Annotated in this window: 28 protein-coding genes; 16 read left to right on the top strand and 12 right to left on the bottom strand. The window is 65.1% G+C overall.

Features of this window, described 5'->3' with window-relative positions; all coding sequences use genetic code 11:
- Positions 1-13: 13 nt before the first annotated feature.
- Genes lysA through argH form a run of 4 tightly spaced genes read right to left on the bottom strand, consistent with a single transcriptional unit; the run spans position 14 to position 3,203 of the window.
- On the bottom strand, positions 14-1,279 hold the full coding sequence (gene lysA / locus ACROSR_RS02340; RefSeq protein WP_432682157.1) for a diaminopimelate decarboxylase: 1,266 nt from the start codon (positions 1,277-1,279) through the stop codon (positions 14-16).
- Between the two features lie 36 nt (positions 1,280-1,315).
- Positions 1,316-1,636 (bottom strand): DUF2834 domain-containing protein, encoded by a 321-nt coding sequence (locus ACROSR_RS02335; protein WP_432682156.1) that lies wholly within the window; start codon positions 1,634-1,636, stop codon positions 1,316-1,318.
- On the bottom strand, positions 1,633-1,815 hold the full coding sequence (locus tag ACROSR_RS02330; RefSeq protein WP_432682155.1) for an argininosuccinate lyase: 183 nt from the start codon (positions 1,813-1,815) through the stop codon (positions 1,633-1,635). Before ACROSR_RS02330 ends, ACROSR_RS02335 begins: the two co-directional genes overlap by 4 nt.
- Complete coding sequence (gene argH / locus ACROSR_RS02325) at positions 1,812-3,203, bottom strand: argininosuccinate lyase (protein ID WP_432682154.1); 1,392 nt, start codon at positions 3,201-3,203, stop codon at positions 1,812-1,814. Before argH ends, ACROSR_RS02330 begins: the two co-directional genes overlap by 4 nt.
- Before the next feature lie 25 nt (positions 3,204-3,228).
- Here argH and ACROSR_RS02320 point away from each other — a divergent pair, with 25 nt between their 5' ends.
- The 14 genes from ACROSR_RS02320 (at position 3,229) to ACROSR_RS02255 (ending at position 15,504) form a co-directional block, all read left to right on the top strand.
- Positions 3,229-3,792, top strand: a complete 564-nt coding sequence (locus ACROSR_RS02320; protein WP_432682153.1) for a TlpA family protein disulfide reductase — start codon at positions 3,229-3,231, stop codon at positions 3,790-3,792.
- 173 nt (positions 3,793-3,965) lie between these two features.
- A complete protein-coding gene (locus ACROSR_RS02315; protein ID WP_432682152.1) occupies positions 3,966-4,703 on the top strand; it encodes a hypothetical protein in 738 nt (245 codons plus the stop codon).
- Between the two features lie 90 nt (positions 4,704-4,793).
- Entirely contained in the window at positions 4,794-6,629 is a 1,836-nt protein-coding gene (yidC, locus tag ACROSR_RS02310; RefSeq protein ID WP_432682151.1) for a membrane protein insertase YidC, read from the top strand.
- Positions 6,630-6,675: 46 nt separating this feature from the next.
- Positions 6,676-7,326, top strand: coding sequence for a ribosome biogenesis GTP-binding protein YihA/YsxC (yihA, locus tag ACROSR_RS02305; RefSeq protein ID WP_432682150.1), 651 nt, complete (start codon positions 6,676-6,678; stop codon positions 7,324-7,326).
- A gap of 72 nt (positions 7,327-7,398) precedes the next feature.
- Positions 7,399-8,328 (top strand): ABC transporter ATP-binding protein, encoded by a 930-nt coding sequence (locus tag ACROSR_RS02300; RefSeq protein WP_432682149.1) that lies wholly within the window; start codon positions 7,399-7,401, stop codon positions 8,326-8,328.
- Entirely contained in the window at positions 8,325-9,086 is a 762-nt protein-coding gene (locus ACROSR_RS02295; protein ID WP_432682148.1) for an ABC transporter permease, read from the top strand. The genes ACROSR_RS02300 and ACROSR_RS02295 overlap by 4 nt, the downstream gene beginning before the upstream one ends.
- A gap of 87 nt (positions 9,087-9,173) precedes the next feature.
- Complete coding sequence (locus tag ACROSR_RS02290) at positions 9,174-9,971, top strand: S49 family peptidase (protein WP_432682147.1); 798 nt, start codon at positions 9,174-9,176, stop codon at positions 9,969-9,971.
- Between the two features lies 1 nt (position 9,972).
- A complete protein-coding gene (locus tag ACROSR_RS02285) occupies positions 9,973-10,143 on the top strand; it encodes a hypothetical protein (protein WP_432682146.1) in 171 nt (56 codons plus the stop codon).
- Positions 10,140-11,120, top strand: coding sequence for a calcium/sodium antiporter (locus tag ACROSR_RS02280; RefSeq protein ID WP_432682145.1), 981 nt, complete (start codon positions 10,140-10,142; stop codon positions 11,118-11,120). Before ACROSR_RS02285 ends, ACROSR_RS02280 begins: the two co-directional genes overlap by 4 nt.
- Positions 11,117-11,896, top strand: coding sequence for an SDR family oxidoreductase (locus ACROSR_RS02275; protein WP_432682144.1), 780 nt, complete (start codon positions 11,117-11,119; stop codon positions 11,894-11,896). The genes ACROSR_RS02280 and ACROSR_RS02275 overlap by 4 nt, the downstream gene beginning before the upstream one ends.
- 296 nt (positions 11,897-12,192) lie before the next feature.
- Positions 12,193-14,061, top strand: coding sequence for an excinuclease ABC subunit UvrC (gene uvrC, locus ACROSR_RS02270; RefSeq protein ID WP_432682143.1), 1,869 nt, complete (start codon positions 12,193-12,195; stop codon positions 14,059-14,061).
- A 75-nt stretch (positions 14,062-14,136) separates the two neighbouring features.
- A complete protein-coding gene (gene pgsA, locus ACROSR_RS02265; protein ID WP_432682142.1) occupies positions 14,137-14,802 on the top strand; it encodes a CDP-diacylglycerol--glycerol-3-phosphate 3-phosphatidyltransferase in 666 nt (221 codons plus the stop codon).
- The gene (gene moaD, locus ACROSR_RS02260) at positions 14,802-15,047 is read left to right on the top strand and encodes a molybdopterin converting factor subunit 1 (protein WP_432682141.1); all 246 of its coding nucleotides are present in this window, start codon (positions 14,802-14,804) and stop codon (positions 15,045-15,047) included. Before pgsA ends, moaD begins: the two co-directional genes overlap by 1 nt.
- Positions 15,048-15,051: 4 nt before the next feature.
- Positions 15,052-15,504 carry a molybdenum cofactor biosynthesis protein MoaE gene (locus ACROSR_RS02255; RefSeq protein ID WP_432682140.1) on the top strand — a complete coding sequence of 151 codons (453 nt, stop codon included), beginning with the start codon at positions 15,052-15,054 and terminating at the stop codon, positions 15,502-15,504.
- A gap of 30 nt (positions 15,505-15,534) precedes the next feature.
- On the opposite strand, the gene dapA is transcribed toward ACROSR_RS02255, so the two are convergent.
- Positions 15,535-16,410, bottom strand: a complete 876-nt coding sequence (dapA, locus tag ACROSR_RS02250) for a 4-hydroxy-tetrahydrodipicolinate synthase (protein WP_432682139.1) — start codon at positions 16,408-16,410, stop codon at positions 15,535-15,537.
- Between the two features lie 129 nt (positions 16,411-16,539).
- Here dapA and ACROSR_RS02245 point away from each other — a divergent pair, with 129 nt between their 5' ends.
- Entirely contained in the window at positions 16,540-18,492 is a 1,953-nt protein-coding gene (locus tag ACROSR_RS02245; RefSeq protein ID WP_432682138.1) for a lytic transglycosylase domain-containing protein, read from the top strand.
- Positions 18,493-18,571: 79 nt separating this feature from the next.
- On the opposite strand, the gene ACROSR_RS02240 is transcribed toward ACROSR_RS02245, so the two are convergent.
- Complete coding sequence (locus ACROSR_RS02240; protein WP_432682137.1) at positions 18,572-18,832, bottom strand: DUF2312 domain-containing protein; 261 nt, start codon at positions 18,830-18,832, stop codon at positions 18,572-18,574.
- A gap of 142 nt (positions 18,833-18,974) precedes the next feature.
- On the opposite strand from ACROSR_RS02240, the gene ACROSR_RS02235 reads away from it, so the two are divergent.
- Entirely contained in the window at positions 18,975-19,190 is a 216-nt protein-coding gene (locus ACROSR_RS02235; RefSeq protein WP_432682136.1) for a hypothetical protein, read from the top strand.
- 60 nt (positions 19,191-19,250) lie between these two features.
- Here ACROSR_RS02235 and ACROSR_RS02230 read toward each other — a convergent pair whose 3' ends face one another.
- The 6 genes from ACROSR_RS02230 to ACROSR_RS02205 all read right to left on the bottom strand — a co-directional run bounded on the left by ACROSR_RS02230 (position 19,251) and on the right by ACROSR_RS02205 (position 24,410).
- Positions 19,251-19,460, bottom strand: a complete 210-nt coding sequence (locus ACROSR_RS02230) for a hypothetical protein (RefSeq protein ID WP_432682135.1) — start codon at positions 19,458-19,460, stop codon at positions 19,251-19,253.
- An 89-nt stretch (positions 19,461-19,549) separates the two neighbouring features.
- Positions 19,550-19,876, bottom strand: a complete 327-nt coding sequence (locus ACROSR_RS02225; RefSeq protein ID WP_432682134.1) for a TraR/DksA family transcriptional regulator — start codon at positions 19,874-19,876, stop codon at positions 19,550-19,552.
- 85 nt (positions 19,877-19,961) lie between these two features.
- On the bottom strand, positions 19,962-20,915 hold the full coding sequence (locus tag ACROSR_RS02220) for a FliM/FliN family flagellar motor switch protein (protein WP_432682133.1): 954 nt from the start codon (positions 20,913-20,915) through the stop codon (positions 19,962-19,964).
- A gap of 145 nt (positions 20,916-21,060) precedes the next feature.
- Positions 21,061-23,772 carry an ATP-binding protein gene (locus ACROSR_RS02215; RefSeq protein ID WP_432682132.1) on the bottom strand — a complete coding sequence of 904 codons (2,712 nt, stop codon included), beginning with the start codon at positions 23,770-23,772 and terminating at the stop codon, positions 21,061-21,063.
- Positions 23,773-24,045: a hypothetical protein gene (locus ACROSR_RS02210; RefSeq protein WP_432682131.1), complete on the bottom strand. Its 273-nt coding sequence runs from the start codon at positions 24,043-24,045 to the stop codon at positions 23,773-23,775.
- On the bottom strand, positions 24,042-24,410 hold the full coding sequence (locus tag ACROSR_RS02205; RefSeq protein ID WP_432682130.1) for a response regulator transcription factor: 369 nt from the start codon (positions 24,408-24,410) through the stop codon (positions 24,042-24,044). The genes ACROSR_RS02210 and ACROSR_RS02205 overlap by 4 nt, the downstream gene beginning before the upstream one ends.
- Positions 24,411-24,424 lie beyond the last annotated feature (14 nt).

The following is a 24,424-nucleotide window of genomic DNA, read 5'->3' as shown; positions in this document are numbered from 1 at the left end:
CGCGCACACCGCGTCAGAGCCAATATGGAAGAGTATCGCGTTTTATCATTTCGTCAAAGGTCGGGCGCGCCCGGATCACGGCAAACTCCTGCCCATCGACCAGAACTTCCGGTATCAGGGGCCGCGTGTTGTATTCGCTCGACATCACCGCGCCGTAGGCGCCCGCACTGCGGAAGGCCACCAGATCCCCCGCCGTCATCGGGGGCAGCAGACGCCCCTTTGCGAACGTGTCACCTGATTCGCAGACCGGGCCGACAACGTCATACGGCGTCTGTTCGACGCCGGGCGCGGGTTCGACCAGCGGCACGATATCGTGGTGCGCCTCGTACATGGCGGGGCGGATCAGATCGTTCATCGCCGCATCCAGTATCAGGAACACGCGCCCCTCGCCGGATTTCACGTAGATCACGCGAGACACGAGGATGCCGGCATTGCCGACGATCAGTCGCCCCGGCTCGATCTCGATCTCGCAGCCCAGATGACCCAGCGTCTCGGCGATCAGCGCGCCATAGGCGTCGGGCGGCGGCGGTGCGGCGTTACCGCGCGTGTAGGGAATGCCTAGGCCCCCGCCGAGATCCAGGCGCCTGATGTCATGCCCGTCAGCACGCAACGCGCCGGTCAACTCGGCCACCTTTTCATAGGCTTGCCGGAACGGGGCCAGATCGGTCAACTGGCTGCCGATATGCACATCGATCCCGACCACCTCGATGCCGGGCAGGCGTGCCGCCTCGGCATAGACCGCGCGCGCGCGGCTGATCGGGATGCCGAACTTGTTTTCGCTCTTGCCGGTGGCAATCTTGGCATGGGTGCGCGCATCCACGTCCGGGTTCACGCGCACGGTGATCGGCGCAGTCACGCCCAGGCCCGTCGCCACCTCGCTCAGCAAGACCAGCTCGGGCTCGCTCTCGACATTGAACTGCCGCACGCCGCCCTCCAGCGCCATGCGCATCTCGTCGCCGGTCTTGCCGACGCCGGAAAACACGATGCGGCAGCCGGGCACGCCGGCGGCCTTTGCGCGGGCATATTCGCCGCCCGACACCACGTCCATCCCGGCCCCGAGATCGGCCAGCGTCTTCACGATCGCCTGGTTGCTCGCCGCCTTCATCGCGTAGCATACCAGATGATCCATGCCGGCAAGCGCCTCGTCGAACAGCTTGAAATGCCGGGTCAGCGTCGCGGTGGAGTAACAATAGAACGGCGTTCCGACCCGGTCCGCGATCTCGGCCAACGGCACATCCTCGGCGCAAAGCGCGCCGTCACGATAGAGAAAATGATCCACGCCTTGGCCCCACCCGCTTCATCTTTCCAAAAATACTCAGATACCGCGCTTGGCATCCCGCGACAGGCGCAGGAAAATATAAAGCGGCAGCCCGCAACTGACCCCGATGCAGAAGGTCGCCGGAACGGCGATCAGCCCCATCCAGTGCCGCCGCTGCACGACCTCGACCAGCACCCATACGGTCAGCGCGATGGCGGCGATGGTAAGGTCCCAGGTCAGGCCGGTCGTGCTGTCATTCACATACCACGCATCGATCAGCGCCCCGAGGCTCCAGTCGTTCGCGGCCATGTAGGACATGAAGTAATACATCGGATGCACGGCCCCCCAAAGCGCCAGAGCGGCGAAGACCCATCTCATAATCCGACCCCCACGCCGACGTTCACATTCCCAACGCGCGCGCCCGTGCGGACCGTGGTGTGCACCCCGCCCGATCCCGCGCTCAGCGTGGCCCCAAGCGTGGGGCGCACGGGCGGTCCGTCAACGCCGCAGGCTGCCAGCAGGGCAAGTCCCAACAGTCCGGCCCCGATCCGTTTCATTTCAAACGCTCCTTCCACCGTGCCACCTGTGCGCGCACCTGCGCGGGCGCCGTGCCGCCGTGACTGATGCGCGAGGCGACCGAATTGTGCACGCCCAATACATCATAAACCGACGCGTCGATTTCGCCATGCACCGCCTGCATGTCGGCAAGGGTCAGATCCGGCAGATCGACACCCTTGGCCTCGGCCCGCGCCACGAGGCTTCCCGTCACGTGATGCGCTTCGCGGAACGGCAGGTCCAGAACCCGCACCAGCCAGTCCGCCAGGTCCGTCGCCGTCGAAAAGCCCGAGGCCGCGGCCCCCTCAAGGTGGGCCTGCTGCGCCACCATGTCGCGCACCATGCCCTCCATCGCCGCGAGCGCCAGCATCAGCGTGTCGGCGGCATCAAAAACCTGCTCCTTGTCCTCCTGCATGTCCTTGGAATACGCCAGCGGCAGGCCCTTCATCACCGTCATAAGCGCCACGTTCGCGCCGAAGATACGGCCCACCTTGGCGCGGATCAACTCGGCCGCGTCGGGGTTCTTCTTCTGGGGCATGATCGACGACCCGGTCGAAAACCGGTCGGACAGCGCCACGAACCGGAACTGCGCCGAGGACCAGATCACCAGCTCCTCGGCCATCCGGCTGAGATGCATGGCGGTGATGCTTGCGGCGCCCAGAAATTCCAGCGCGAAATCGCGGTCGCTGACGGCATCGAGGGAATTCGCGCATGGCCGGTCAAAGCCCAGCTCCAGCGCGGTCATGTCGCGGTCGATGGGAAAACTGGTGCCGGCCAGCGCCGCCGCGCCCAGCGGGCATTCGTTCATGCGTGCACGCGCGTCGCGGACACGGCCCAGATCGCGGCCGAACATCTCGACATAGGCCATCATGTGGTGGCCCCATGTCACCGGCTGGGCGGTCTGCAGATGGGTGAAGCCCGGCATCACCCAGTCCGCGCCCGCCTCGGCCTGCGCCACCAACGCGCGCATCAACGCCTGCAGCCCGTCATCCGCGGCATCGAGCTGATCGCGCACCCAGAGCCGGAAATCGGTCGCCACCTGGTCGTTGCGGCTGCGCGCGGTGTGCAGCCGCCCGGCGCGCGGCCCGATCAGCGCGGTCAGCCGCGCCTCGACATTCATGTGGATGTCCTCGAGCGCGGCGGAAAAGGTGAATTCGCCGTCCTCGATCTCTGACAAGATCGTGAGCAGGCCTTCCCTCATCGCCTCGGCATCGCTACCGCTTATGATGCCCGTGGCGGCCAGCATGGCAGCATGGGCACGCGATCCGGCGATGTCCTGCACCGCCATCCGCTTGTCGAACGCGATCGAGGCGTTAATTGCCTCCATGATCGCGTCCGGTCCCGCGGCAAAGCGGCCGCCCCACATCTGGTTCGAGGTCGTGTCCGTCATTATGTCCGGCCCTTCGGAGGAAGTCATGAAACGCATATCTGCCCTGATCCTTTATATCGCCCTTGGCCTTGGTGCAAACGGCGCGCTGGCCGATATGGCGGCCCTCGAGGCGTTGCGCGACGGGGACATGAAGAAACTGACCTTCCACGGCACACCCGAGGCCGCGCCGGACACGGCGTTCGAGCGCGCCGATGGCAGCACAATGACGCTGGCCGATTACGAGGGGCAGCATCTGGTGGTTAATTTCTGGGCCACGTGGTGTGCGCCCTGCCGGCACGAGATGCCCACGCTTTCCGCGTTGCAAGAGGCGCTCGGCTCCGAGGATTTCGCGGTGGTGACCATCGCCACCGGGCGTAATCCGCCGCCGGCAATGAAGGCGTTCTTCGACGAGATCGGCGTCGAGAATCTGCCGTTGCACCGCGATCCGAAAAGCGCGCTTGCCCGTGCGATGGGTGTTTTCGGCTTGCCGATCACCGTGTTGCTCGACCCGAACGGGCAGGAGGTCGCCCGCCTTCAGGGGGATGCGGACTGGAACAGTGACAGCGCGCGCGCAATCATCACGGCGTGGATCGACGGCGCAAACAGCTGACGCCGCACGCCCGGTGCCCATCGGGCGGTTTTGTCGCGACCGGTCGCGCATCTGGTGCGCCCGGCATCCTTGGACCGGCGGCAGATCGCTAAAATCCGGCGTAAAATCCGATGCATATTCCAGCCCCCGTTAAGCTTGGCCTGCTAGACCTGCACAGACTGATCGGGGGTATCATGCGGAAAAGCACCGCTTCCAGACGACGCAGACGGCCTGTCCCGCGGCATCTTGCGGCGCATGGGACAAAGATTCTGGTTTTCGCGCTGGCGCTCGGGCTTGCGCTTGCATGGTTCGGGGTCGGCACCGGCCTTCTGCTGGCGCCCTTTGTGTTTCTGGGATGTCTGCCGATCACGGATCGCCCCGGCGTCTGGCACGCCGGATTCTGGCGCGTCGGTTCTTGGCGTGGGGCGCGCGCTTGCGATGCCGCCACGGTCGGCCCCTTGCGCGACGCGATCGACGCCACGTTTGACACGGTGCGCAGGACAGGGGAAACGTTCGCCTGTGTGTTGGTGCAGATAGACGACCACGCCTTGATCGTCGCGGGCCGCGATGCGACCGAGGTCGAGCGCGTGACGACGCAATGCCTCGAACGCATCGCGCTTGGCACACGGCATGATGATTCGCTTTTCGACCTGACAAACGGGCGTATCGCGATCCTGCTGACGCCAGGACCCGGTCTTGATCGGGCGGCGGTCCTCGCGCTGGCCAAGCGGCTGCAGGCCGCGCTGGCGGAACCCGTGATGCTGACCGCGGGCAACGTGCATCTGTCCGCCTCGATGGGCATCTGCATCGACGACGCATTGACCGAACGATCCGGTCGGGCGATGATCGACGCATCGATGGCGGCGACCGATGCCGCGATGCGCGCCGGACATTCGTCGATCCGGGTTCACGGCGGTGACGGCCTGTCATGATTGGCCCTGGGTCCGGAAACCGCTTGACCTTTGGGACCGCACTCTGTTGAACCCCCCTCGTGACTTTCAACAGCCGGACGGTGCCCGAACATGGATGATCAGAACAAGAATCTTATCCTCGCGACGGCGCTGAGCTTTGTCGTGATCCTTGTCTGGTTCGTGATGTTCCCGCCCCCGGATTCCGAGACGGTCGATCCCAACGCCCCCGCGACCGAGTCCGCCGGCGATCTGACCTCGCCCCGCGCCGAGGTGCCGAACGGGTCGGTCGACACGTCACCGGACGCCGCCGCCGGGGATGACACCGCGCGCGCCTCGGAAGCGCCGCGTCTCGATATCGACACGCCCAGCCTGACGGGCAGCGTGTCCTTGCAGGGTGGGCGGATAGACGAGCTTCTTCTCAAGAACTACCGCGAAACGATCGATCCCGATGCGGATATCGTGCATCTGCTGTCGCCGGTCGGCAGCGACAATCCCTATTACGCGCTTTATGGCTGGGCGCCGGGCAGCGGGCTGGTACCCGAGGACGTGCCGGGCGCGAACACGATCTGGGAGATCGAGAGCGGCGGAACCCTGACCCCCGACAGCCCCGTGACCCTTGTCTGGGACAACGGGTCCGGCCTCGAATTCCGGCGCGAGCTGAGCGTGGACGACGATTACATGTTCTCTGTCCGCCAGTCCGTCGAGAATACCGGCGGGCAGACCGTCAGCCTTGCGCCCTACGGCATCATCGCACGGCACGGCACGCCGGAAAATCTGAAGAACTTCTTCATCCTGCACGAGGGCGTGGTCGGGATGGCCGATGGCGAGCTGACCGAAACCAGCTATTCCAACGTCGAGGACTACGAGTTCAACCCCCGCGAAGGGGCGCCCGCCGAGGTCACGCAGGTCAACGAGAACGGCTGGATCGGGATCACCGATCATTACTGGATGACCACGCTGATCCCCCAGCAGGGCGATCCGTTCAAGGCGGTCAGCAAATACGACCCGCGCCGCGGCATCTACCAGACCGAGACTGTTCAGCGCACCCGTAGCCTGGCGCCGGGCGAAACCACCGTGTCGGAAAGCCGCCTGTTCGCGGGCGCCAAGGACTGGGCGGTGATCCGGGCCTATCAGAACGAGGGTGGCGTCGAACGCTTCCTCGACTCCATCGACTGGGGCTGGTTCTTCTTTCTGACCAAGCCCATCTTCGCGGTGCTGCACTGGCTCAACGCGCTGATCGGCAACATGGGCTGGGCGATCATCGGACTGACCCTGCTGATCAAGGTCGTCCTGCTGCCGCTGGCCTACAAGTCCTACGTCTCGATGGCGAAGATGAAGGAACTTCAGCCCGAGATGGAGAAGATCAAGGAGCAGGCCGGCGACGACAAGCAGAAGCTTCAGAAAGAGATGATGGAGCTTTACAAGACGCAGAAGGTCAACCCGGCCTCGGGCTGTCTGCCGATCCTGTTGCAGATCCCGATCTTCTTCTCGCTCTACAAGGTGATCTTCGTCACGCTGGAATTGCGCCATGCGCCGTGGATCGGCTGGATCCGCGACCTTTCTGCGCCGGACCCGTCGTCGATCTACAACCTCTGGGGCATCTTCCCGTGGGCCGCGCCCGAGCCGGGATCGATCCTGGCGCTGATCTTCATCGGCATCCTGCCGCTGTGCCTTGGCGTGTCGATGTGGTTGCAGCAAAAGCTCAACCCGGCGCCGACGGATCCGACGCAGAAGATGATCTTTGCCTGGATGCCGTGGGTCTTCATGTTCATGCTGGGCAGCTTTGCCAGCGGCCTCGTGATCTACTGGATCGCCAACAACGTGATCACGTTCTCGCAGCAATACCTCATCATGCGCAGCCAGGGCTACAAGCCGGACGTGTTCGGCAACATCATGTCGGGTTTCCGGAAAGGCGCGACGCAGGCCGATGCGGACAAGAAGAAGTGAGGCCGGGGGCAGTCCCCTTGATGTCCCCGATGCGTGAGGCGGCGTGATGGCGCTGTCCTTTCCGATCGCAGAGGCCCCCGATGCGGAATCCTGCGAGGCCGGCCGCAAGCTGTTTGCCGGTCCGGTGGATTTCCTGAAGGGCGTGGTGGCGATGGATGGCCTGCCACCCGCCGACCGTCCCGAGGTCTGTTTCGCCGGCCGGTCCAACGTGGGAAAATCCACGTTGATCAATGCGATGACCGGGCGCAAGGCCCTCGCGCGGGCCTCCAATACGCCCGGTCGCACACAAGAGATCAACTACTTCACCTGCGGCGAAAGCCATTATTTGGTGGACCTGCCCGGCTACGGGTTCGCCAACGCGCCCGTCGCGGTCGTGCGCCAATGGCAGGCATTGCTCAAGCAGTACCTGTCGGGCCGCGCGACGCTGCGTCGGGCCTTTGTCCTTGTCGATGCGCGCCACGGCATCAAGCCGGTGGACGAAGAGATTATGGCGCTGCTGGACAGTGCCGCAGTCACGTTCCAATGCGTTCTCACGAAGACCGACAAGATCAATGCGGCCACGCGCGACCGCGTGCTCGACCAGGTGCGCGGCAAGCTTGCCCCCCACCCGGCCGCCTTTCCCGAACTGATCGTGACTTCGGCGGAAACGGGTGAGGGGATCGCGACGCTTCGGGCGACGGTCGCGGGGCTGCACTAGCCGCACGGGCCGGACAGGCATTGCACTGGCGCGGCAAACCTCTAGGTTCCTTCGAAACGCGAAGGGGCAGTGATGAGCACGATCGTCAAGGTGGAGAATCTGGGCAAGACCTACAAGGACGGCGAGCCGGCCTTGCGCGACGTGTCCCTCGACATCGAGGAAGGCGAGATCATCGCGCTGCTGGGCCCCAATGGCGCGGGCAAGACGACGCTGATCTCGACCCTGTGCGGGATCACGACGCCAAGCAGCGGGCGCGCCGAGATCGGCGGGCACGACATCGTCAGCGGCTATAGGGGCGCGCGCGCGATGGTCGGGCTGGTGCCACAGGAGATCGCGCTAGAGCCGTTCGAAAAGGTCATCAACACGGTGCGGTTCTCGCGCGGGCTGTTCGGCAAGCCCCGCAACGATGCGGTGATCGAAAAGGTGCTGCGGCAGTTGTCGCTGTGGGACAAGCGCGGCGCGCGCACGCGCGAACTGTCCGGCGGCATGAAGCGCCGGGTGCTGATCGCCAAGGCGCTGTGCCACGAGCCGCGCGTGCTGTTTCTCGACGAGCCGACGGCCGGTGTCGACGTGGAACTGCGGCGCGAGATGTGGGACGTCGTGCGCGGTCTCAAGGAGCAGGGGGTGACCATCATCCTGACGACGCATTACCTTGAAGAGGCCGAGGCGATGGCCGACCGGATCGCGGTCATCAGCAAGGGCGAGATCCTGCTGGTCGAGGACAAGGCGGCACTGATGCGCCGTCTGGGGCGCAAGACCCTCAAGATCGAGCTGGCCGAGCCGGTCGACGCCGTTCCCGCGGCGCTGGCCAGCTACGATCTTGAGCGGGTCGAGGACGGGCATGCGCTGATCTACAGATACGAAACCCGCGGCGACCGCACCGGCATCACGCGGCTGTTGCAGGCCCTGACGCGCGAGGGCCTGACCCTGCGCGACATCGAGACCCGGCAAAGCAGTCTCGAAGAGATCTTCGTCAGCCTCGTCACGGAGGACGCGGCATGAACCTGTATGCCATCCGCGCCATTTACGTCTACGAGATGAAGCGGTTTTTCCGGACCATCTTCGAAAGCCTGCTGTCGCCGGTGATCTCCACCACGCTGTATTTCGTGGTCTTCGGCGCGGCCATAGGCGGGCGCATAGAAGAGGTCGAGGGGGTCAGCTACGGGGCGTTCATCGTGCCCGGTTTGATCATGCTGAGCGTGATGACCCAAGCCATCTCCAATGCCTCGTTCGGGATCTATTTCCCGAAATTCATCGGTACGATCTTCGAGCATCTCTCGGCGCCGATCAACTTTTTCGAGATCGTGCTGGGCTATGTCGGTGCGGCCGCGACCAAGTCCTTTGCGATCGGGGCCGTGATCCTGATGACCGCGCGGCTCTTCATCGATATCGACGTCGCGCATCCGGGGATGATGATCCTGTTTCTCGTGATGATCTCGATCACCTTTTCGCTTTTCGGCTTCATCATCGGGATCTGGTCGGAGAATTTCCAGCAATTGCAGCTTGTGCCGCTTCTGGTCGTCACGCCGCTGGTGTTCCTGGGGGGCGCGTTCTACTCGGTTTCGATGCTGCCAGAGGGATGGCAGTCGGTGGCGCTGCTCAACCCTGTGGTCTACCTGATTTCCGGGTTTCGCTGGTCATTTTTCGGGGTGGCGGATGTCGGTGTGGGGTTCAGCCTGCTGGCCGTCGCGGTGTTTTTCGCGCTGTGTCTGGGCGTGGTCTGGTGGATCTTCAAGACCGGCTACCGCATCAAGGCCTGACCCGAAGCGCCGTGTTTTTTCCGTCGGGCGGGCCGACATGGTCCGGCCGCCTTGTTTGTCATGCTCACGCACTCTAGATCGGACACCATGAAACATCTCATCCCTTTCCTGAATCGCAAGCCTGTCGTCGCGGTCATTCGTATGGTCGGGGTGATCGGATCGGGCGGGCGCGCGCAACTCAATGACGAGGTGCTCGGCCCGGTCATCGAGAAGGCCTTTTCGCGCGGCAAGCCCGCTGCGGTGGCGCTGGTCATCAACTCGCCCGGCGGCTCGCCCGTGCAAAGCTCGCTGATCGCGGCGCGCATCCGCCGGCTGGCCGAGGAAAAGAAGATCCCGGTGCATGCCTTCGTCGAGGATGTCGCGGCCTCGGGCGGGTACTGGCTGGCCGTGGCGGCCGACGATATCTGGGTTGATCGGTCCTCGATCACCGGGTCCATCGGGGTGATTTCGGCGGGCTTTGGTGCGCAGGTCTTCCTGACCCGGCAAGGGATCGAACGGCGGGTCTATACCGCCGGAAAGTCGAAAAGCACGCTCGACCCGTTCCTGCCCGAAAAGCCCGAGGACGTGACCCGGCTCAAGGATCTTCTGGGCCAGATCCACGAGGCGTTCATCGATCATGTGAAGGCGCGTCGCGACGGCAAGCTGGCCGACGATCCGGATATCTTCACCGGCGAATTCTGGCTGGGGCAGCGCAGTGTCGAACTGGGGCTGGCCGACGGGATCGGGCACCTCGCACCGAAGATGAAAGAGATCTACGGCGACAAGGTGCGGTTCTCCAGGTACGGGCCGCGGCGTGGCCTTCTGGCACGGTTCGGCGCGACGCTGACCCAGGATGCGATCGGCGCGATCGAGGAACGGGCAAGCTACGCTCGCTTCGGGCTATGACATGATCGTCAAGATCGTCGTTCTGTTTCTGGTCGCGATGGGGGTGTTGGCGATGTTCGGCAAGCTGCGGTTCCCCGGTCAGCAGCGTCTGGCCGCCGCGAAATGCCGGAAATGCGGTCGCTACCGAATCGGCAAGGGGCCCTGTTCCTGTGAAAAGGGGCGCAAGCCATGATGCCGTGGATACTCGTCGCGGTCGGGTTGGTCATCCTGCTCGTGGCGGGGGACGCGCTGGTGAAAGGCGCGGTGAACCTCAGTCTTCGGGTCGGTGTGCCCGCGCTGATCGTCAGCCTGACCATCGTGGCCTTCGGTACCTCGGCGCCCGAGCTTCTGATTTCCGTGAACGCGGTACTGACCGACAAGCCGGGTATCGCCATGGGCAATGTTGTGGGGTCCAATACCGCCAACATCCTGCTGGTCCTTGGCATTCCCGCGATCCTGTCGGTGCTGCACACCAGCGGTTGCCGCTGCGGCAAGTCTTACCTGCAGATGCTGGCGGCCAGCGTGCTGTTCATCGCGCTCGCCTTTCGCGGCAGTTTCGACTGGATTGCCGGCCTGATCCTGCTGGCCGCGCTGGTGCTGATCCTTGGCGAGGCGCTGCGCGATGCGCTGTCGCATCGGCGTGACGCGGCGCAGAGCGCGCTGGCGGCCGTGGACGACCCCGAAGAGGTCGAGGGCGTCGATCCCGACATGCCGTGGTGGCGGATCATCGTCTTTCTGATCGCCGGATTGATCGGCCTGCCGGTTGGCGCGGATCTTCTGGTCGACAACGCCTCGATCCTCGCGATCCGCTATGGCGTGCGCGAGGCGGCGATCGGGCTGACGCTCGTGGCGCTTGGCACCTCGCTGCCCGAGCTGGCGACGACGGTGATGGCGGCGCTGCGCCGACAGGCCGATGTGGCGCTTGGCAACGTGATCGGGTCGAACATGTTCAACCTGCTTGCGATCATCGGGATCACGGCACTGGTCGGCGAGGTGCCGGTCAACGCCGAATTCCTGACATTCGACCTTTGGGTGATGCTGGCCGCGTCGCTGATCCTCATCCCGTTCGTGTTCATGCGGTGTGATATCGGTCGAGTGACCGGAATCCTGTTGACCTGCGGTTACGTGGCCTATGTCACCATCGTGTTGACGCAGGCGAGCTGGGTATGATGACGGCATTGGTGACAGGGGCGGGCAAACGCCTTGGACGGGCGATGGCGCTGGAACTGGCGCGGCAGGGGTGCGACGTGGCGGTCCATTTCGCCAGCTCTGCCGCAGCCGCCGAGGATGTCGCGACAGAGATCCGCGCGATGGGCCGGCACGCGGTGACATTGCAGGCCGATCTTCTGGACGAGGCGCAGGTCACGCCGCTGGTGGATCGCGCCGCCGAGGCGCTGGGCGCGCCGGTGACGACGCTGGTCAACAACGCCTCGATCTTCGAATATGACAATATCGAGACCGCCACGCGGGCCGGTTGGGACCGTCACGTGGAAAGCAACCTGCGCGCGCCCTTCGTGCTGACCCAGGCCCTGGCGCGACAGATCCCCGATCCGCTGATCGACGACATGGGAGAGCCGGTGGCACAGGGTCTGGTCGTCAACATGATCGACCAGCGTGTGCGCAAGCTGACGCCCGAGTTCATGAGCTACACCATTGCCAAGATGGGGCTGTGGGCCTTTACGCAGACGGCGGCGCAGGCGTTGGCCCCAAGGCTGCGGGTGAATGCCATCGGACCGGGGCCGACGTTGCAGGGACTCCGTCAAAGTGCGCCGCACTTCGCGCGGCAGCGTGATACGACGATTTTGCGCCGGGGCGCCAACGAAAGCGACATCACCGGGGCGCTGGTTTACCTGCTGTCCGCCCCCGGCGTGACGGGTCAATTGATCTGCGTCGACGGTGGTCAGCATCTCGGCTGGCAGACGCCTGACGTCCTCGGGGTTGAGTAATAATCGTTAACGCAGGCGGAAGTTTTGCACCGGTTCTGTCGCCGTCACGTAATCGTTACAAAAACGTAAGCGTTTTCAATAGCCTGTCTAAAACGCATTAAAATTCACAATAAAAACAATGGCTTGAATATATGCCTAAAATCTTGGCAAACCGAAGAAGTGCGTCTGAACTAACGAAAAATTCAAGCTCACGGAATTTTATCATCAGACTTATCCACAGGAATGGTGGATCTCTTTTACCTTGTCCACGCCCCCATGGCATTGCAGCGTGACAGGGGAATCATATCTGGAAACCGATGTCGGAGTCTGATCTCACAGAAACGCCCGCGACCGGCCCCGAGGTAATCCGGGATTACCTGCGCAGCCTCGACGCCTCGCCGGGGGTGTACCGCATGCTGGATGCGCAGGCGCGGGTGCTTTACGTCGGAAAGGCGCGCAACCTGCGGGCGCGGGTATCGAACTATGCGCGGCCCACCGGGCACACGGCGCGGATCGCGCGGATGATCTCGGAAACCGCGTCGATGATGTTCCTGACCACCGCGACCGAGACCGAGGCGCTGTTGCTGGAACAGAACCTCATCAAGCAGCTCAAGCCGCGCTACAACGTGCTGCTGCGCGACGACAAGAGTTTTCCCAACATCCTCGTCTCTGCGCATGACTACCCGCAGATCCGCAAGCATCGCGGCACCAAGCGCGACAAGGGCAGCTATTACGGCCCCTTTGCCAGTGCCGGCGCGGTCAACCGGACGCTGGCGCAGTTGCAGCGGGTGTTCCAGTTGCGCAACTGCACCGACACGATGTTCGAAAGCCGCACGCGCCCTTGCCTGCAATACCAGATCAAGCGCTGCACCGCGCCCTGCGTCGGCAAGATCTCGAAGGCCGAGTATGCGCAGCAGGTGCGCGATGCCGAGCGGTACCTGTCCGGTCGCTCGACCGAGATCCAGGAAAAGCTGGCGGCGCAGATGGCCGAGGCGTCCGAGGCGATGGAGTTCGAGCGCGCCGCGGCGCTACGCGACCGGATCAAGGCGCTGACGCAGGTGCAGACCGCGCAAGGCATCAACCCGCGCACCGTGACAGAGGCGGACGTGATCGCCCTGCATCTCGAAAAGGGGCAGGCCTGCGTGCAGGTCTTCTTCATCCGCGCGGGCCAGAACTGGGGCAACCGCGATTTCTACCCGCGCGTGGGCGCGGATGTCGAGGAACCCGAGGTGTTGGAGGCCTTCATCGGCCAGTTCTATTCCGACAAGGAGCCGCCGCGCGCCCTGCTGCTATCGCACGCCATCGAAAGCCCCGACCTGATGAGCGAGGCCCTGGGCGAAAAGCTGGGCCGCAAGGTGACGGTCAATGTCCCGCAGCGCGGCGAAAAGGCCGAGTTGATCGATGCCGCGCTGCGCAATGCTCGCGAAAGCCTTGCGCGCAAGATGGCTGAAAGCGCGACGCAGGGCAAATTGCTAAAAGGTCTGGCCGAGGCGTTCGAGCTGCCGGGGCCGCCGGCGCGGATCGAGGTCTACGATAACAGCCATATCCAGGGCACCAATGCCGTCGGCGCGATGATCGTGGCCGGCCCCGAAGGCATGATGAAAAACCAGTACCGCAAGTTCAACATCCGCGGCGACAACCTGACCCCCGGCGACGATTTCGGGATGATGAAAGAGGTGCTGACCCGCCGCTTCAAGCGCCTTCTGAAAGAGGACCCCGATCGCGATCAGGGCCAGTGGCCGGACCTGATCCTGATCGATGGCGGCGCCGGGCAGGTCAGCGCGGTCGCCTCGATCATGCAGGAGATGGGCGTGGCCGACATCCCGATGGTCGGTGTCGCCAAGGGCGTGGACCGCGACCACGGCAAGGAGGAGTTTCACCGCGTCGGCAAGCGGCCGATGGCGTTGCGGCGCGGCGACCCGGTGCTTTATTTCATCCAGCGCCTGCGCGACGAGGCGCACCGCTTTGCCATCGGCACGCATCGGGCCAAGCGGGCCAAGTCGGTCTCGGCCACGCCGCTCGACGAGGTGCCGGGCGTGGGCGCGGCCCGCAAACGCGCCCTGCTGGCGCATTTCGGATCGGCCAAGGCGGTGAGTCGCGCCAACCTCGCCGATCTCAAGGCCGTCGACGGTGTGTCGCATGCGCTGGCGCAAAAGCTGTTCGATTTCTTCCATGAAAAGGGCTGAAAATCAGGGCGCCGCGCAGCGCGGGCGGGCACGCCGCGCTTTCCCTTGGCTTTTTGTCGCGGTAGAGACGGGGCGATGAGTTGGACCTTGCCCAATATCCTGACCCTGATCCGCCTTCTGGCCGCGCCGGCCGTGGCGGTGATGTTTCTCTATTTCACGCGGCCCTATGCCGATTGGTTCGCTCTGATCCTGTTCGTCGGTGCGGCCGTTACCGACTGGTTTGACGGCTATCTTGCCCGCAGCTGGAAACAGGTCACCAAGGTCGGCACCATGCTCGACCCGATTGCCGACAAGGCGATGGTGGTGATCGCGCTGATGGTGATCGTCGGCTATTCCAGCATGTCGCCGTGGCTGGTCCTGCCCGCCACGATGATCCTCTTTCGCGAGGTGTTCGTCTCGGGGCTGCGGGAATATCTTGGCGATACGGCGGGCCTGCTCAAGGTCACGAAGCTGGCCAAGTGGAAGACCACGGCGCAGATGATCGCCATCGCGGTGCTTTTTGCCCAAGGCGTGTGCCTGCATTATTTCCAGATGTCGGTACAGGGCATGGACCCGGACCTTGTCTCGCGTGTCATCGAGGGACGTACAGAGCATCTGCACAGTCTCTGGTGGAAGTATCAGGGCATGGTCTGGACCGGGTATGTCGGCATGTGGCTGCTGTGGCTTGCGGCCGCGCTGACATTGATCACAGGGCTGGATTACTTCAGAAAATCCTTGCCCTTCCTGAAGGATGAACGCTGATGGATGTGCTTTATTTCGCCTGGGTGCGCGAACGAATCGGACACCCCAAAGACCGGATCGACAGCGCGCCGGCAACCGTCATGGATCTGGTCGAGGATCTGCGCGCGCGCGAGGACCGGTATGCGGCGGCCTTTGCCGATCTTTCGGCGCTGCGCGTCGCGGTCGATCAGGAACTTTCGGATTTCGACGCCTCGCTGAAGGATGTGCGCGAGGTCGCGTTCTTTCCGCCGATGACCGGGGGCTGAGGCGATGGATATCCGCGTTCAGGCCGCCCCCTTCGATCTCGGGGCCGAGGCCAACGCCTTTGCCGCGCGGCAATCGGGCATGGGCGCGATCGTCACGTTCGGCGGGATCGTGCGCGACTTGCAGGGCGATCTGCAGGCGATGGAGATCGAGCATTATCCCGGAATGACCGAAGCCGCCCTGACCGGCATTGCCGAAGAGGCGCGGGCGCGCTGGCAGATCGGTGACGCGCTGATCCTGCATCGCTACGGGCGGCTTGGCCCCGACGAGATGATCATGATGGTCGCCACCGCCGCGCGCCACCGCGGCGACGCGTTCCACGCGGCCGAGTTCCTGATGGATTATCTGAAATCCCGCGCGCCCTTCTGGAAGAAGGAAGTCACCGAGACCGACGCCGCATGGGTCGCCGCCCGCGACGAGGACGAGGATGCGCTGGCCCGGTGGTCGCCGCGCGGGTGACGCCGCGATCCGTCCGGGCGGCGGCGTGCCTCAGTTCAGCAGACCCGCGTGGCGCATCCCGTGTTCGACCAGCGCCTTGGTTGGCTCGCTGAGGCCGATAAGAGGCGTGCGGACCTCGTCGCTGCACAGGCCAAGGCGTGACATCGCGTATTTCACGCCGACCAGTCCCGGCTCTGTGAAGATCGCGTGGTGCAGGGGCATCAGCCTGTCCTGCAAGGCCAGCGCCGTGGCGTAATCGCCGGCCAGCGTCGCCTCCTGCACCTGGGCCACCAGGCGCGGCGCGACATTGGCGGTGACCGAGATCACGCCGACGCCGCCATGCGCGTTGAACCCGTGTGCCGTGGCATCCTCGCCGGAGATCTGGATGAAGTCGGTGCCGCAGGTGATCCGCTGCGCACAGACCCGCGCCAGGTCGCCCGTGGCATCCTTCACCCCGACGATCCGGGGAAGTTTCGCTAGCTCTCCCAATGCGGGGGGCATCAGGTCCACCGCGGATCGACCGGGAATGTTGTAGATGATGATCGGCAGCGTGCAGCAATCGTGCAGCGCCGTGAAATGCGCGACCATGCCGGCCTGGGTGGGCTTGTTGTAATAGGGCGTCACCACCAGCGCCGCATCCGCGCCCACGCTCTCGGCATGCCGCATGAAGCGCTCGGCCTCCCGCGTGTTGTTGCTGCCGGTGCCCGCGATCACGGGGATGCGCCCCGCGGCGGCGCGCACGACCTCCGAGACGACGGTCTCGTGCTCGTGATGGCTCAGCGTCGGGCTTTCGCCGGTCGTGCCGACGGGCACAAGCCCGTGACTGCCCTCGCCGATATGCCACTCGACCAGTTTGTGCAGCGTGTCGAGATCCAGCGCGCCGTCCTTGAACGGCGTGACGAGGGCAGGAAAAGATCCTTTGAACATGACACGCTCCTTTCGGTCTCATCTGACGGGCCTTGGACGATCCGACGCGCGGGGTCCGCCGTATCTGTGATGGACGTCGGGCCAGAGGCCGCTTAGGCTGGCGCCGTCTATCCTTCGCCAGAGAAGAAAATGCAAGAGATGTTGCGCGGGCTTGCCCTGCTTTTCGGACTGGGCCTGCCGGTTTTCGCCGCCAATGCGGCGGATGTGCCGCGCATCGCCCCGCGTCCCCTCGCAAGCGCGCTCGACGCGATGGCGGGCGAACGCTGGGACGTGGCCGCGTCCCTGGCCGCGCGCGACGGGCCGGCGGCGGCCGATCTGATCGAGTGGTATCGCCTGCGCGCAGGACGCGGGACACCATCGGAGATCCGCGCCTTTCTCGACCGCAACGGCCATTGGCCGGGGCTCGAGCATCTGCGCCTGCAAAGCGAACTTGTCATGGCCATTGCCGATCCTGCCGCGGTTCTGGCGTTCTACGACGGCTACCGTCCGCAGACCGGCACCGGGGCGTTGTCCCTTGCGCGGGCCCGGCTGGCGCACGGACAACAGGGCGAGGCCGAGGCGGGTATCGTGCTGGCATGGCGGACGCTTCACATGACACGATCCGAGCACGAGGCGTTCCTGCGCGCCTACGGCCCGCTTCTGCGCCCGCATCACGAAGCGCGGCTCGACATGGCCCTGTGGCGCGGGCTCAGCGATGTCGAGGACATGCTGCCGCTGGTCAGCCAGCAGGCCCGCAGCCGCGCCGAGCTGCGCGGCAAGGTCCGGCGCGGCGAGATCGACGGGCTGACCGACGCGCAGGCGCGCGATCCCGCAATCGCCTTCGAGCTTTTCACGCGTCACCTCGACACGGCCCCCGACGACGCGATCGAGGTGCTCTTGCGGCAAAGCCGCATCCGCGGAGGCCTCGGAGAGCCAGAGCGCTGGGCGAGTTGGCGGCGCTATCTCGCCCGGCAGAAGATGCGCGCGGGCGAGGCCGGGCTGGCCTATGACATCGCGTCGGTGCATCAACTGGTCGAGGGCGCGAACTACGCCGATCTGGAATGGCTGTCGGGCTATCTCGCGCTGCGCTATCTTGATGCGCCGGGTCTGGCGCTGGATCACTTCCAGCGGTTTCGCGCCGCGGTCGGCACGCCGATTTCGCTGGGGCGCGCGGGCTACTGGATCGGGCGTGCGCAAGAGGCGCTTGGCGATGCCGCCGCCGCACGGATCGCCTATGCCGAGGGCGCAGCGCACCCGACCAGCTTTTACGGGCTGTTGGCCGCCGAAAGGGCCGGCGCGGACGTCAAGGCGCCGCTGCGCGGGGCCGAGACATTCCCACCGTGGCGCGAGGCCGCGTTCGCCCGCAGCGACCTGCACGAGATCGGCACGCTGGCGCTGCGCATGGGGGACCTTGGGTTGGCGCGGCAGTTTTTCGTGCACCTGTCCGAAAGCCTCGACCGCACCGGGCTTGGCCAGATGGGCCAGATGCTTGCCGAGTTGCGGCAACCCTATCTGCAGGTGATGATCGGCAAGGCCGGCGCGGCGCGCGGGGTCGTCGTCGAGGCGCCGTATTATCCGCTGTACCCGATCGCCGACCTCGATCTTCGCGCCCCGCGCGAGCTTGTCCTTGCGATCGCCCGACGCGAGAGCGAGTTCAACCCCGTTGTGGCCAGCCCCGCGGGTGCGCGCGGCCTCATGCAGTTGATGCCCGGCACGGCGCGGGCAGTGGCGGACGACCTGGGGCTGCCCTATGACCGCAACGACCTGCTGACCGATCCGGTCTACAATGCACGGCTGGGCGCGGCCTATCTGGCGCGGCTGGACGAGCGTTTCGGCGGTAATATCGTCCTGATATCGGCGGGCTACAATGCGGGACCGACGCGGGCGCAGCGGTGGATCGAAGAGCGTGGAGATCCGCGCGGGCGCGAACCGGACGAGATCGTCGACTGGATCGAGCATATCCCGTTCCGCGAGACGCGCAATTACGTCATGCGCGTGGCCGAAAGCCTGCCGGTCTACCGGGCCCGGATGGGCGAGGACCCGCTGCCGCTGCCGTTTTCACAAGAACTGTCCGGCAGCAGCGTGCATGCCCGGCAAAACTGACGCCGGGCGATCCGCTGCGGGACCCGCATCGGCGCGTATTGCGGCGTTGCATCAGGCGGTCTGACGCGTCTGCGCCTGCTCAGGCCATGCCGAGCGCTTCCTTGTAGATCTGAAGAACGGCCTCCTGCTCGGCCACCTCGTCACTGTCCTTCTTCCTGAGAGTGATGAGGGCGCGCATCGCCTTTTGATCGTAGCCGCGCGACTTGCTTTCGGCATAGACTTCCTTGATCTGGTCGGCGATGTCCTTTTTCTCTTCTTCCAGCCGCTCGATCCGTTCGACGAACTGGCGCAATTCATCTGCGGTGACATTATAGTTCGGGTCGGATGTCATGTCGTTCATGGGGGCCTCCGCTCTGGACAGGGGGCAGGCTTAGCGACGTGCGTGCGGGCGTGCAAGCAGCAACTCGGCGCGCCTCTTGCAAGCCCGGCGACTGTCGCCTAGGCAGCTTGCGCGTGTGGTCGCAGGACGAAAGGAAACCGCGATGGACATTCTGATCTGGCTTGGAACGGCCGTTTCCGTCGCCGGTCTGGCGGGACTCGTCTGGTGCATCATCCTTGTCTGGACCGCCCGCCGACGCGGTGGGTCCGATCAGGATCTGCGCGCCGCGATACGCAAGGTTGTTCCGCTCAACATGGGTGCGCTTTTCCTGTCGGTGATCGGGCTGATGATGGTCGTCGCCGGGATCATGCTGGGCTGACGCGCGCAACGGGACACGCGCACGCGATGGCACGACGATACGGGGACGCAGGCAGGCGCGTCAGATGGGCATGTTGTCGAATTCAGCCTCGATCGCCTCGGTCAGAAGGATCTGGTGCAACCGTTTCACAGGTGCCGGCACGGCCATGTCGTTGTTGTGCATCCGGTCGATAAGGTCGCGCAGCTCCGGCTCGTGCTTGTAGCGCGTGTCCGGGTCCGCCTGTTCGACCATGGACTGGACGGTCTCGATCTCTGTTTTCAGATCAATCATCTTGGTCCTCCTTGGTGTCATCCGATGTTTTCGCATTTTCCTGCCGCGATCATGCATACGCGCGCTAGGCGACAGAATCGTGACCGCGATCACGTCATTTGCGCGGCGCAGACGCGGCACATCGGTGTTTCCGGCAGAATATCCAGACGATCCGTCGAAATCGGTTCCTGACAGACAGTGCAAAGCCCGTAAGTGCCTTGGCGCATCCGGGCCAGCGCCGCGCGAATGCGCGCGATTTCCATCTCGCCGGTCTGGCCGAGCGTTTCCAGCACCTCGTCGCCCTCGCGTTCGACCGCCAGCTCTTCCCAGTCGCGTGACCGGGGCGCATCCAGTTCCGCCTCTATGGCGTGCAGCCGGGTGTCGAGTGCGCCGAGCCTTTGCAGCAGCGCCGCGTGGTATTTCGCCTTGTCCAGCATGGAATATCCCCAGATGTTTTTATGACCTTACCATCGTCGTGCCTTGGCGAAATTGACGCAGGTCAAACACGTGTTCGGCGTCGCCTCACGCCTGATCGGTGGCGCGCACGGTGCTGCCGGTGGTCGACGGGGCTGGTTTCGTACCCGTGCCGGATGCCTTTTCGGGCAGTGGTGGCGGCTGGCCTTGGGTCGCGCCGGGATCGGTCGCAGGCTCCTGCACGGAGAAGTCTGGCAAAGGGGCCGACGGGGTCGAGACGAGGCGCAGCGCGCGCCACCCATTGACCTGGCCGAGCCGCGCCTCGGCCACCAGATGCCCGCCCGCCGCGATCAGCCGCGTCGCGGTCAGCGTCTCGCGGTCGAGCGGCAGCGTCTGGCCCGGCTCGAACGCGCAGGCGTCGCGCAGCGGCAGGCTGATCCGCGCCAGCATAGCGTCGAGCACGACCGGGGCGCTGAGAGCCACATCGCCCATCTCCGGCGTGGCGCACGCGGGCCCGTCGGCCGCGCCGGTCCGTTGCGCGGGGCTTGCCCTGACGGGCAAGAGCAGGTCCAGCTGTCCGGTCTTGGCCCCGGAGCCGAGATCGACCGTCACGCGGAAATGGTCGTAGTCGGGCGAATCCAGCGCCAGCGCCAGCGTGCGCAGGTCATCGACCCGGTCGCCGAAGCCGAAGCCGCGCGGCTGGTATCCGTCGACCTCGGCCGCCATTTCGGTGTCGATCCCGTCCATGAGCGCATCGACAAGCGGGGCCGTCATCGCGGCGTCGGTGCGGGTGGGGCGCCGGGGCTGCGCCGCCCCCTGCCGCACGCGACCTGTCGTCTGGACCTCGATCAGGGCCGCCATCATCTGCTGGTCGAGGCATAGCGCCCCGCGCGTGCCGTCCGATCCGTCGAGCAGCAGGATCAAACCATCTTTCTGCAGGATGTCTTCGATCCCTGCGAGGGGCGCGCGCTGCTGTTCCACGGTCGCCACCGTCAGTGCCAGATCGAACAGGTTTTCGGCGGCGCGCGCCAGTGTCAGGCGCAGCGCCTTGGCCGACGACATGGCACGCGATTCGCATCCGCCGCGGGTCGGACGGGCCTTTCGATGTATGACCGAATCGTGGTCCTGCGATGCCATCACGCCCGCCGCCTGGTTTCTGGTATCCTCGCATGACCCTAGGCCGGGGCTGGTTACCATTTCCTTTAGATCACCCCGAAGATTGCGCGGCGCCGTCCACCGGGCCTTGGGCCTGGCCGGATAGCGGCAGGCTGACCCGAAAGGCCGCGCCCGTCTGACCGGGCAGGTAGCTGACCGAGCCGCCCAGCCGCTCCATGATCTCGCGGCATATCGCGAGGCCGAGGCCCGCACCGCCGGCCGTGGTCTGTCCGATTCGCGAGAATTTCTCGAAGATCACGGCCTGTTTCTCGGGCGGGATGCCCGACCCGTTATCGGTGAAGTCGATCACCACATGTCCATCGGTCACCGTTGTGCGGATGGTCATGACGGGGGGTGTGCCGTCGCAGTACTTGCGTGCATTGGCGATCAGGTTGATGAAAACCTGCGCCAGCCGGTCGAGATCGGAGGTCAGTTCGATCGCCTCGGCACTGCGGTTCCGCTCGACCCTGAGGGCGGTGTCCTTGACCCCGGCGGCGCGCTCGGCGCGGTCGAGAACATCGACAAGCTGGCCGGTCTGGGTGTTGATCTCGACCTGCCCGTTTTCCAGCACGCTCAGATCCAGAAGATCGTCGAGCAGGCGCGTCAGGCGAACCGTCTCGTCATGGATGATCGAGGCGTATTTGCTCTGTTCCTCGGGGGTGAGGTCGCCGGTGTCGCGCAGGATTTCGGAAAATGCCCGGATCGAGGTCATCGGCGTGCGCAGCTCGTGGCTGACCTGCGACAGAAAGCCGTCCTTCTGAACGGAAAGCTGGGTGAGCTTTTCATTGGCCTGCCGCAATTGCCGGGCGGTGCGGGCGAGTTCCTGGCTTTGCGCCTCGAGCCGGGTGGAGTATTCCATGATCTGCGCGGTTTCGTCGGCCACCGCCATCAGATCCTCGACCGAGACCGTGGCGCCGCCCACGATCTGGGCGATCATCGCGTGCGCGGTGGCCGCGCCGACCGACCCCGACAGCACGCGTTCGAGATCCTGCAGGAAATCGGGGCTGGGTTCGGGCAGGTAGCCCGCAACGCCCTGCCGCCTTGCCGCATCGGCAAAGAGCGCCTGGGCCTCGTCCGCGCCCATGATGCGTTGGGACATGATCAGCAGATCCTCGCTTTGCGCCATGTTGCCGGTCCAGCCGCCGGGCGTGCCGGAATGGTCGAACACGTTGACGAATTGCGCGCCCTGCAAGCGCTCGATCGGCTGCGGAAAGCTGAGCAGCGACCCCAGGATGAAGCAGCCGGTATTGAGCAGCATCGACCACATGAAGGCGTGGATCACCGGGTCCAGGCGTTCGGTGCCGAACAGCGCGTAGGGCCGCAGCCATGCGAGGCCCATGAGCCCCTCGTCGAACACCGCGTCCGGCAGCACCGCCGAGGGTCCGAAACTTGGCAGGAAGAGGCAGTACAACCAGATAACTGCGCCCGCGCCCAACCCCGCCAGGGCGCCGGTGCGCGTGGCACCGCGCCAGAACAGCCCCCCCATCAGCGCGGGCAAAAACTGTGCCACGCCGACAAAGGCGATCAGCCCGATGGCGGCAAGCGCCGTGCCGCCGCCCGACAGGTGAAAGTAGAGATAGCCGAGGAATACCACGCCCGCGATGCTCAGCCGCCGGGCGGTGATCGCGACCTTGCGCACATCGCCCGACATCATCGCGGCATTGGTCGAATAGCGCAGCCAGATCGGCATCACGATATGGTTGGACACCATGGTCGACAGCGCGATCGACGCCACGATCACCATCGAGGTGGCGCTGGAGAACCCGCCGAGGAACGACAGGATCGCCAGCCCGTCACGCCCGTCCATCAGTGGCAGCGTCAGCACGAAGAGGTCCGGATTGGCGCCTTCGGGCATCACTTGCAGGCCGACGGCGGCGATCGGGATGACAAACAGGCTCATCAGCATGAGATAGGCCGGAAAGGCCCACGCGGCGGTACGCAGGTGGGTCTCGTCCTCGTTCTCGACCACCATGACCTGGAACATGCGCGGCAGGCACATGAACGCGACCGCCGACAGCAGCGTCAGCCCGACCCAGCGGGTCCCCGCGACGTCGAAATGCGAAATCCCGGAGGTCTCTATCCGGTCGAGCGTGCCGTTGATGCCGCCGGCCAACCCCCAGACGACGAAGATACCCACGGCCAGCAGTGCGCAGAGCTTGACCACGGCCTCAATCGCGATCGCCATGACCACGCCGTGATGCCGTTCGTTGGCGTCGAGATTGCGGGTGCCGAACAGCACGGTGAACACGGTCAGCCCGACAGCCACCCACAGCGCCGTGGATTGCATGTCCGACAGGTGGATCGCCTCGGGGTCGGTCTGGGCGAAGGCGGCGAAGGACAGCGTGACAGATTGCAGTTGCAGCGCGATATAGGGTGTCGTGCCGATCACCGCGAGGACCGTCACGAACACCGCCAGCAGGTTGGATTTACCGTAACGCGACGAGATCAGGTCGGCGATCGAGGTGATCCGCTGGCTGCGCCCCACGCGCACCAGCCGCCGCAGGGTCCACCACCAGCCGATCATCACCAGCGTCGGCCCGAGATAGATGGTCACGAATTCCAGCCCCGACCGTGCCGCGAAGCCGACCGCGCCGTAGAACGTCCAGGCGGTGCAGTAGATCGACAGCGACAGCGTGTAGACGATGGGTGATCGCAGCCAGCCCACCCGCCCCCGCGCCGCCGCCCGGTCCGCGCCGAAGGCCACCGTGAACAGCAGCGCCACGTAGCAGATGCAGACAAGGACGAGGACGTTGAGCCCCGACATTCACGTGTCTCCCTGGTCGGTGCCGGCGGGATCGGTCTCGCCGGCCCGCAGGTGCCGCGAGATCAGCGCGGACAGCCCCACGAGCACGGCCCAGAGCACGAATATGTAGATCATCACCCGTGCCGTGCCGGGGTCTCCCTCGGGTCCTTGCCACAGGATCGGTACGACCATGAGCACCCCTGCTGCCAGCGGCAGCAGCCGCGCGGCGTCGGCCAGGCGGCGTTGGCGGTAGGTGCGCCGCGCCAGAAAGACAGGGCCGCGATCCGGGCTCATGCCCGGACCAGGGCGCGCACGGCGGCCAGCACGTCGGCGTTGGAGAACGGTTTGGTCATGTACTGGTCGGCCCCGGCGCGTTCGGCGATCTCGCGGTCCCTGTCCTGCCCCCGCGCGGTCAGCATCAGGACGGGGGTCGCCGCGAAATCGGCATCCGCGCGGATTTCTTCGAGGATGTCGTAGCCGCTCTTGCCGGGCAGCATCACGTCGAGGATGATCAGGTCGGGCGCGCGCGCGCGCACCGTTTCCATCGCGTCATGCCCGTTGGAATGGGTCTTCACGTCCCAGCCGTCGCGCGAGAGGATGAAGCTGACCGCCTCGATGATGTTCGGCTCGTCCTCGATGACCAGAACCTTCTTTCCCATGCGATCGGCCTCCC

This window comes from Roseovarius tibetensis (assembly GCF_050896375.1).
In the GTDB taxonomy this organism is placed as follows: Bacteria; Pseudomonadota; Alphaproteobacteria; order Rhodobacterales; family Rhodobacteraceae; genus Roseovarius; species Roseovarius tibetensis.
The sequence above is the reverse complement of the archived record's forward strand: the minus strand, read 5'-3'. Positions and strand labels throughout refer to the sequence as shown.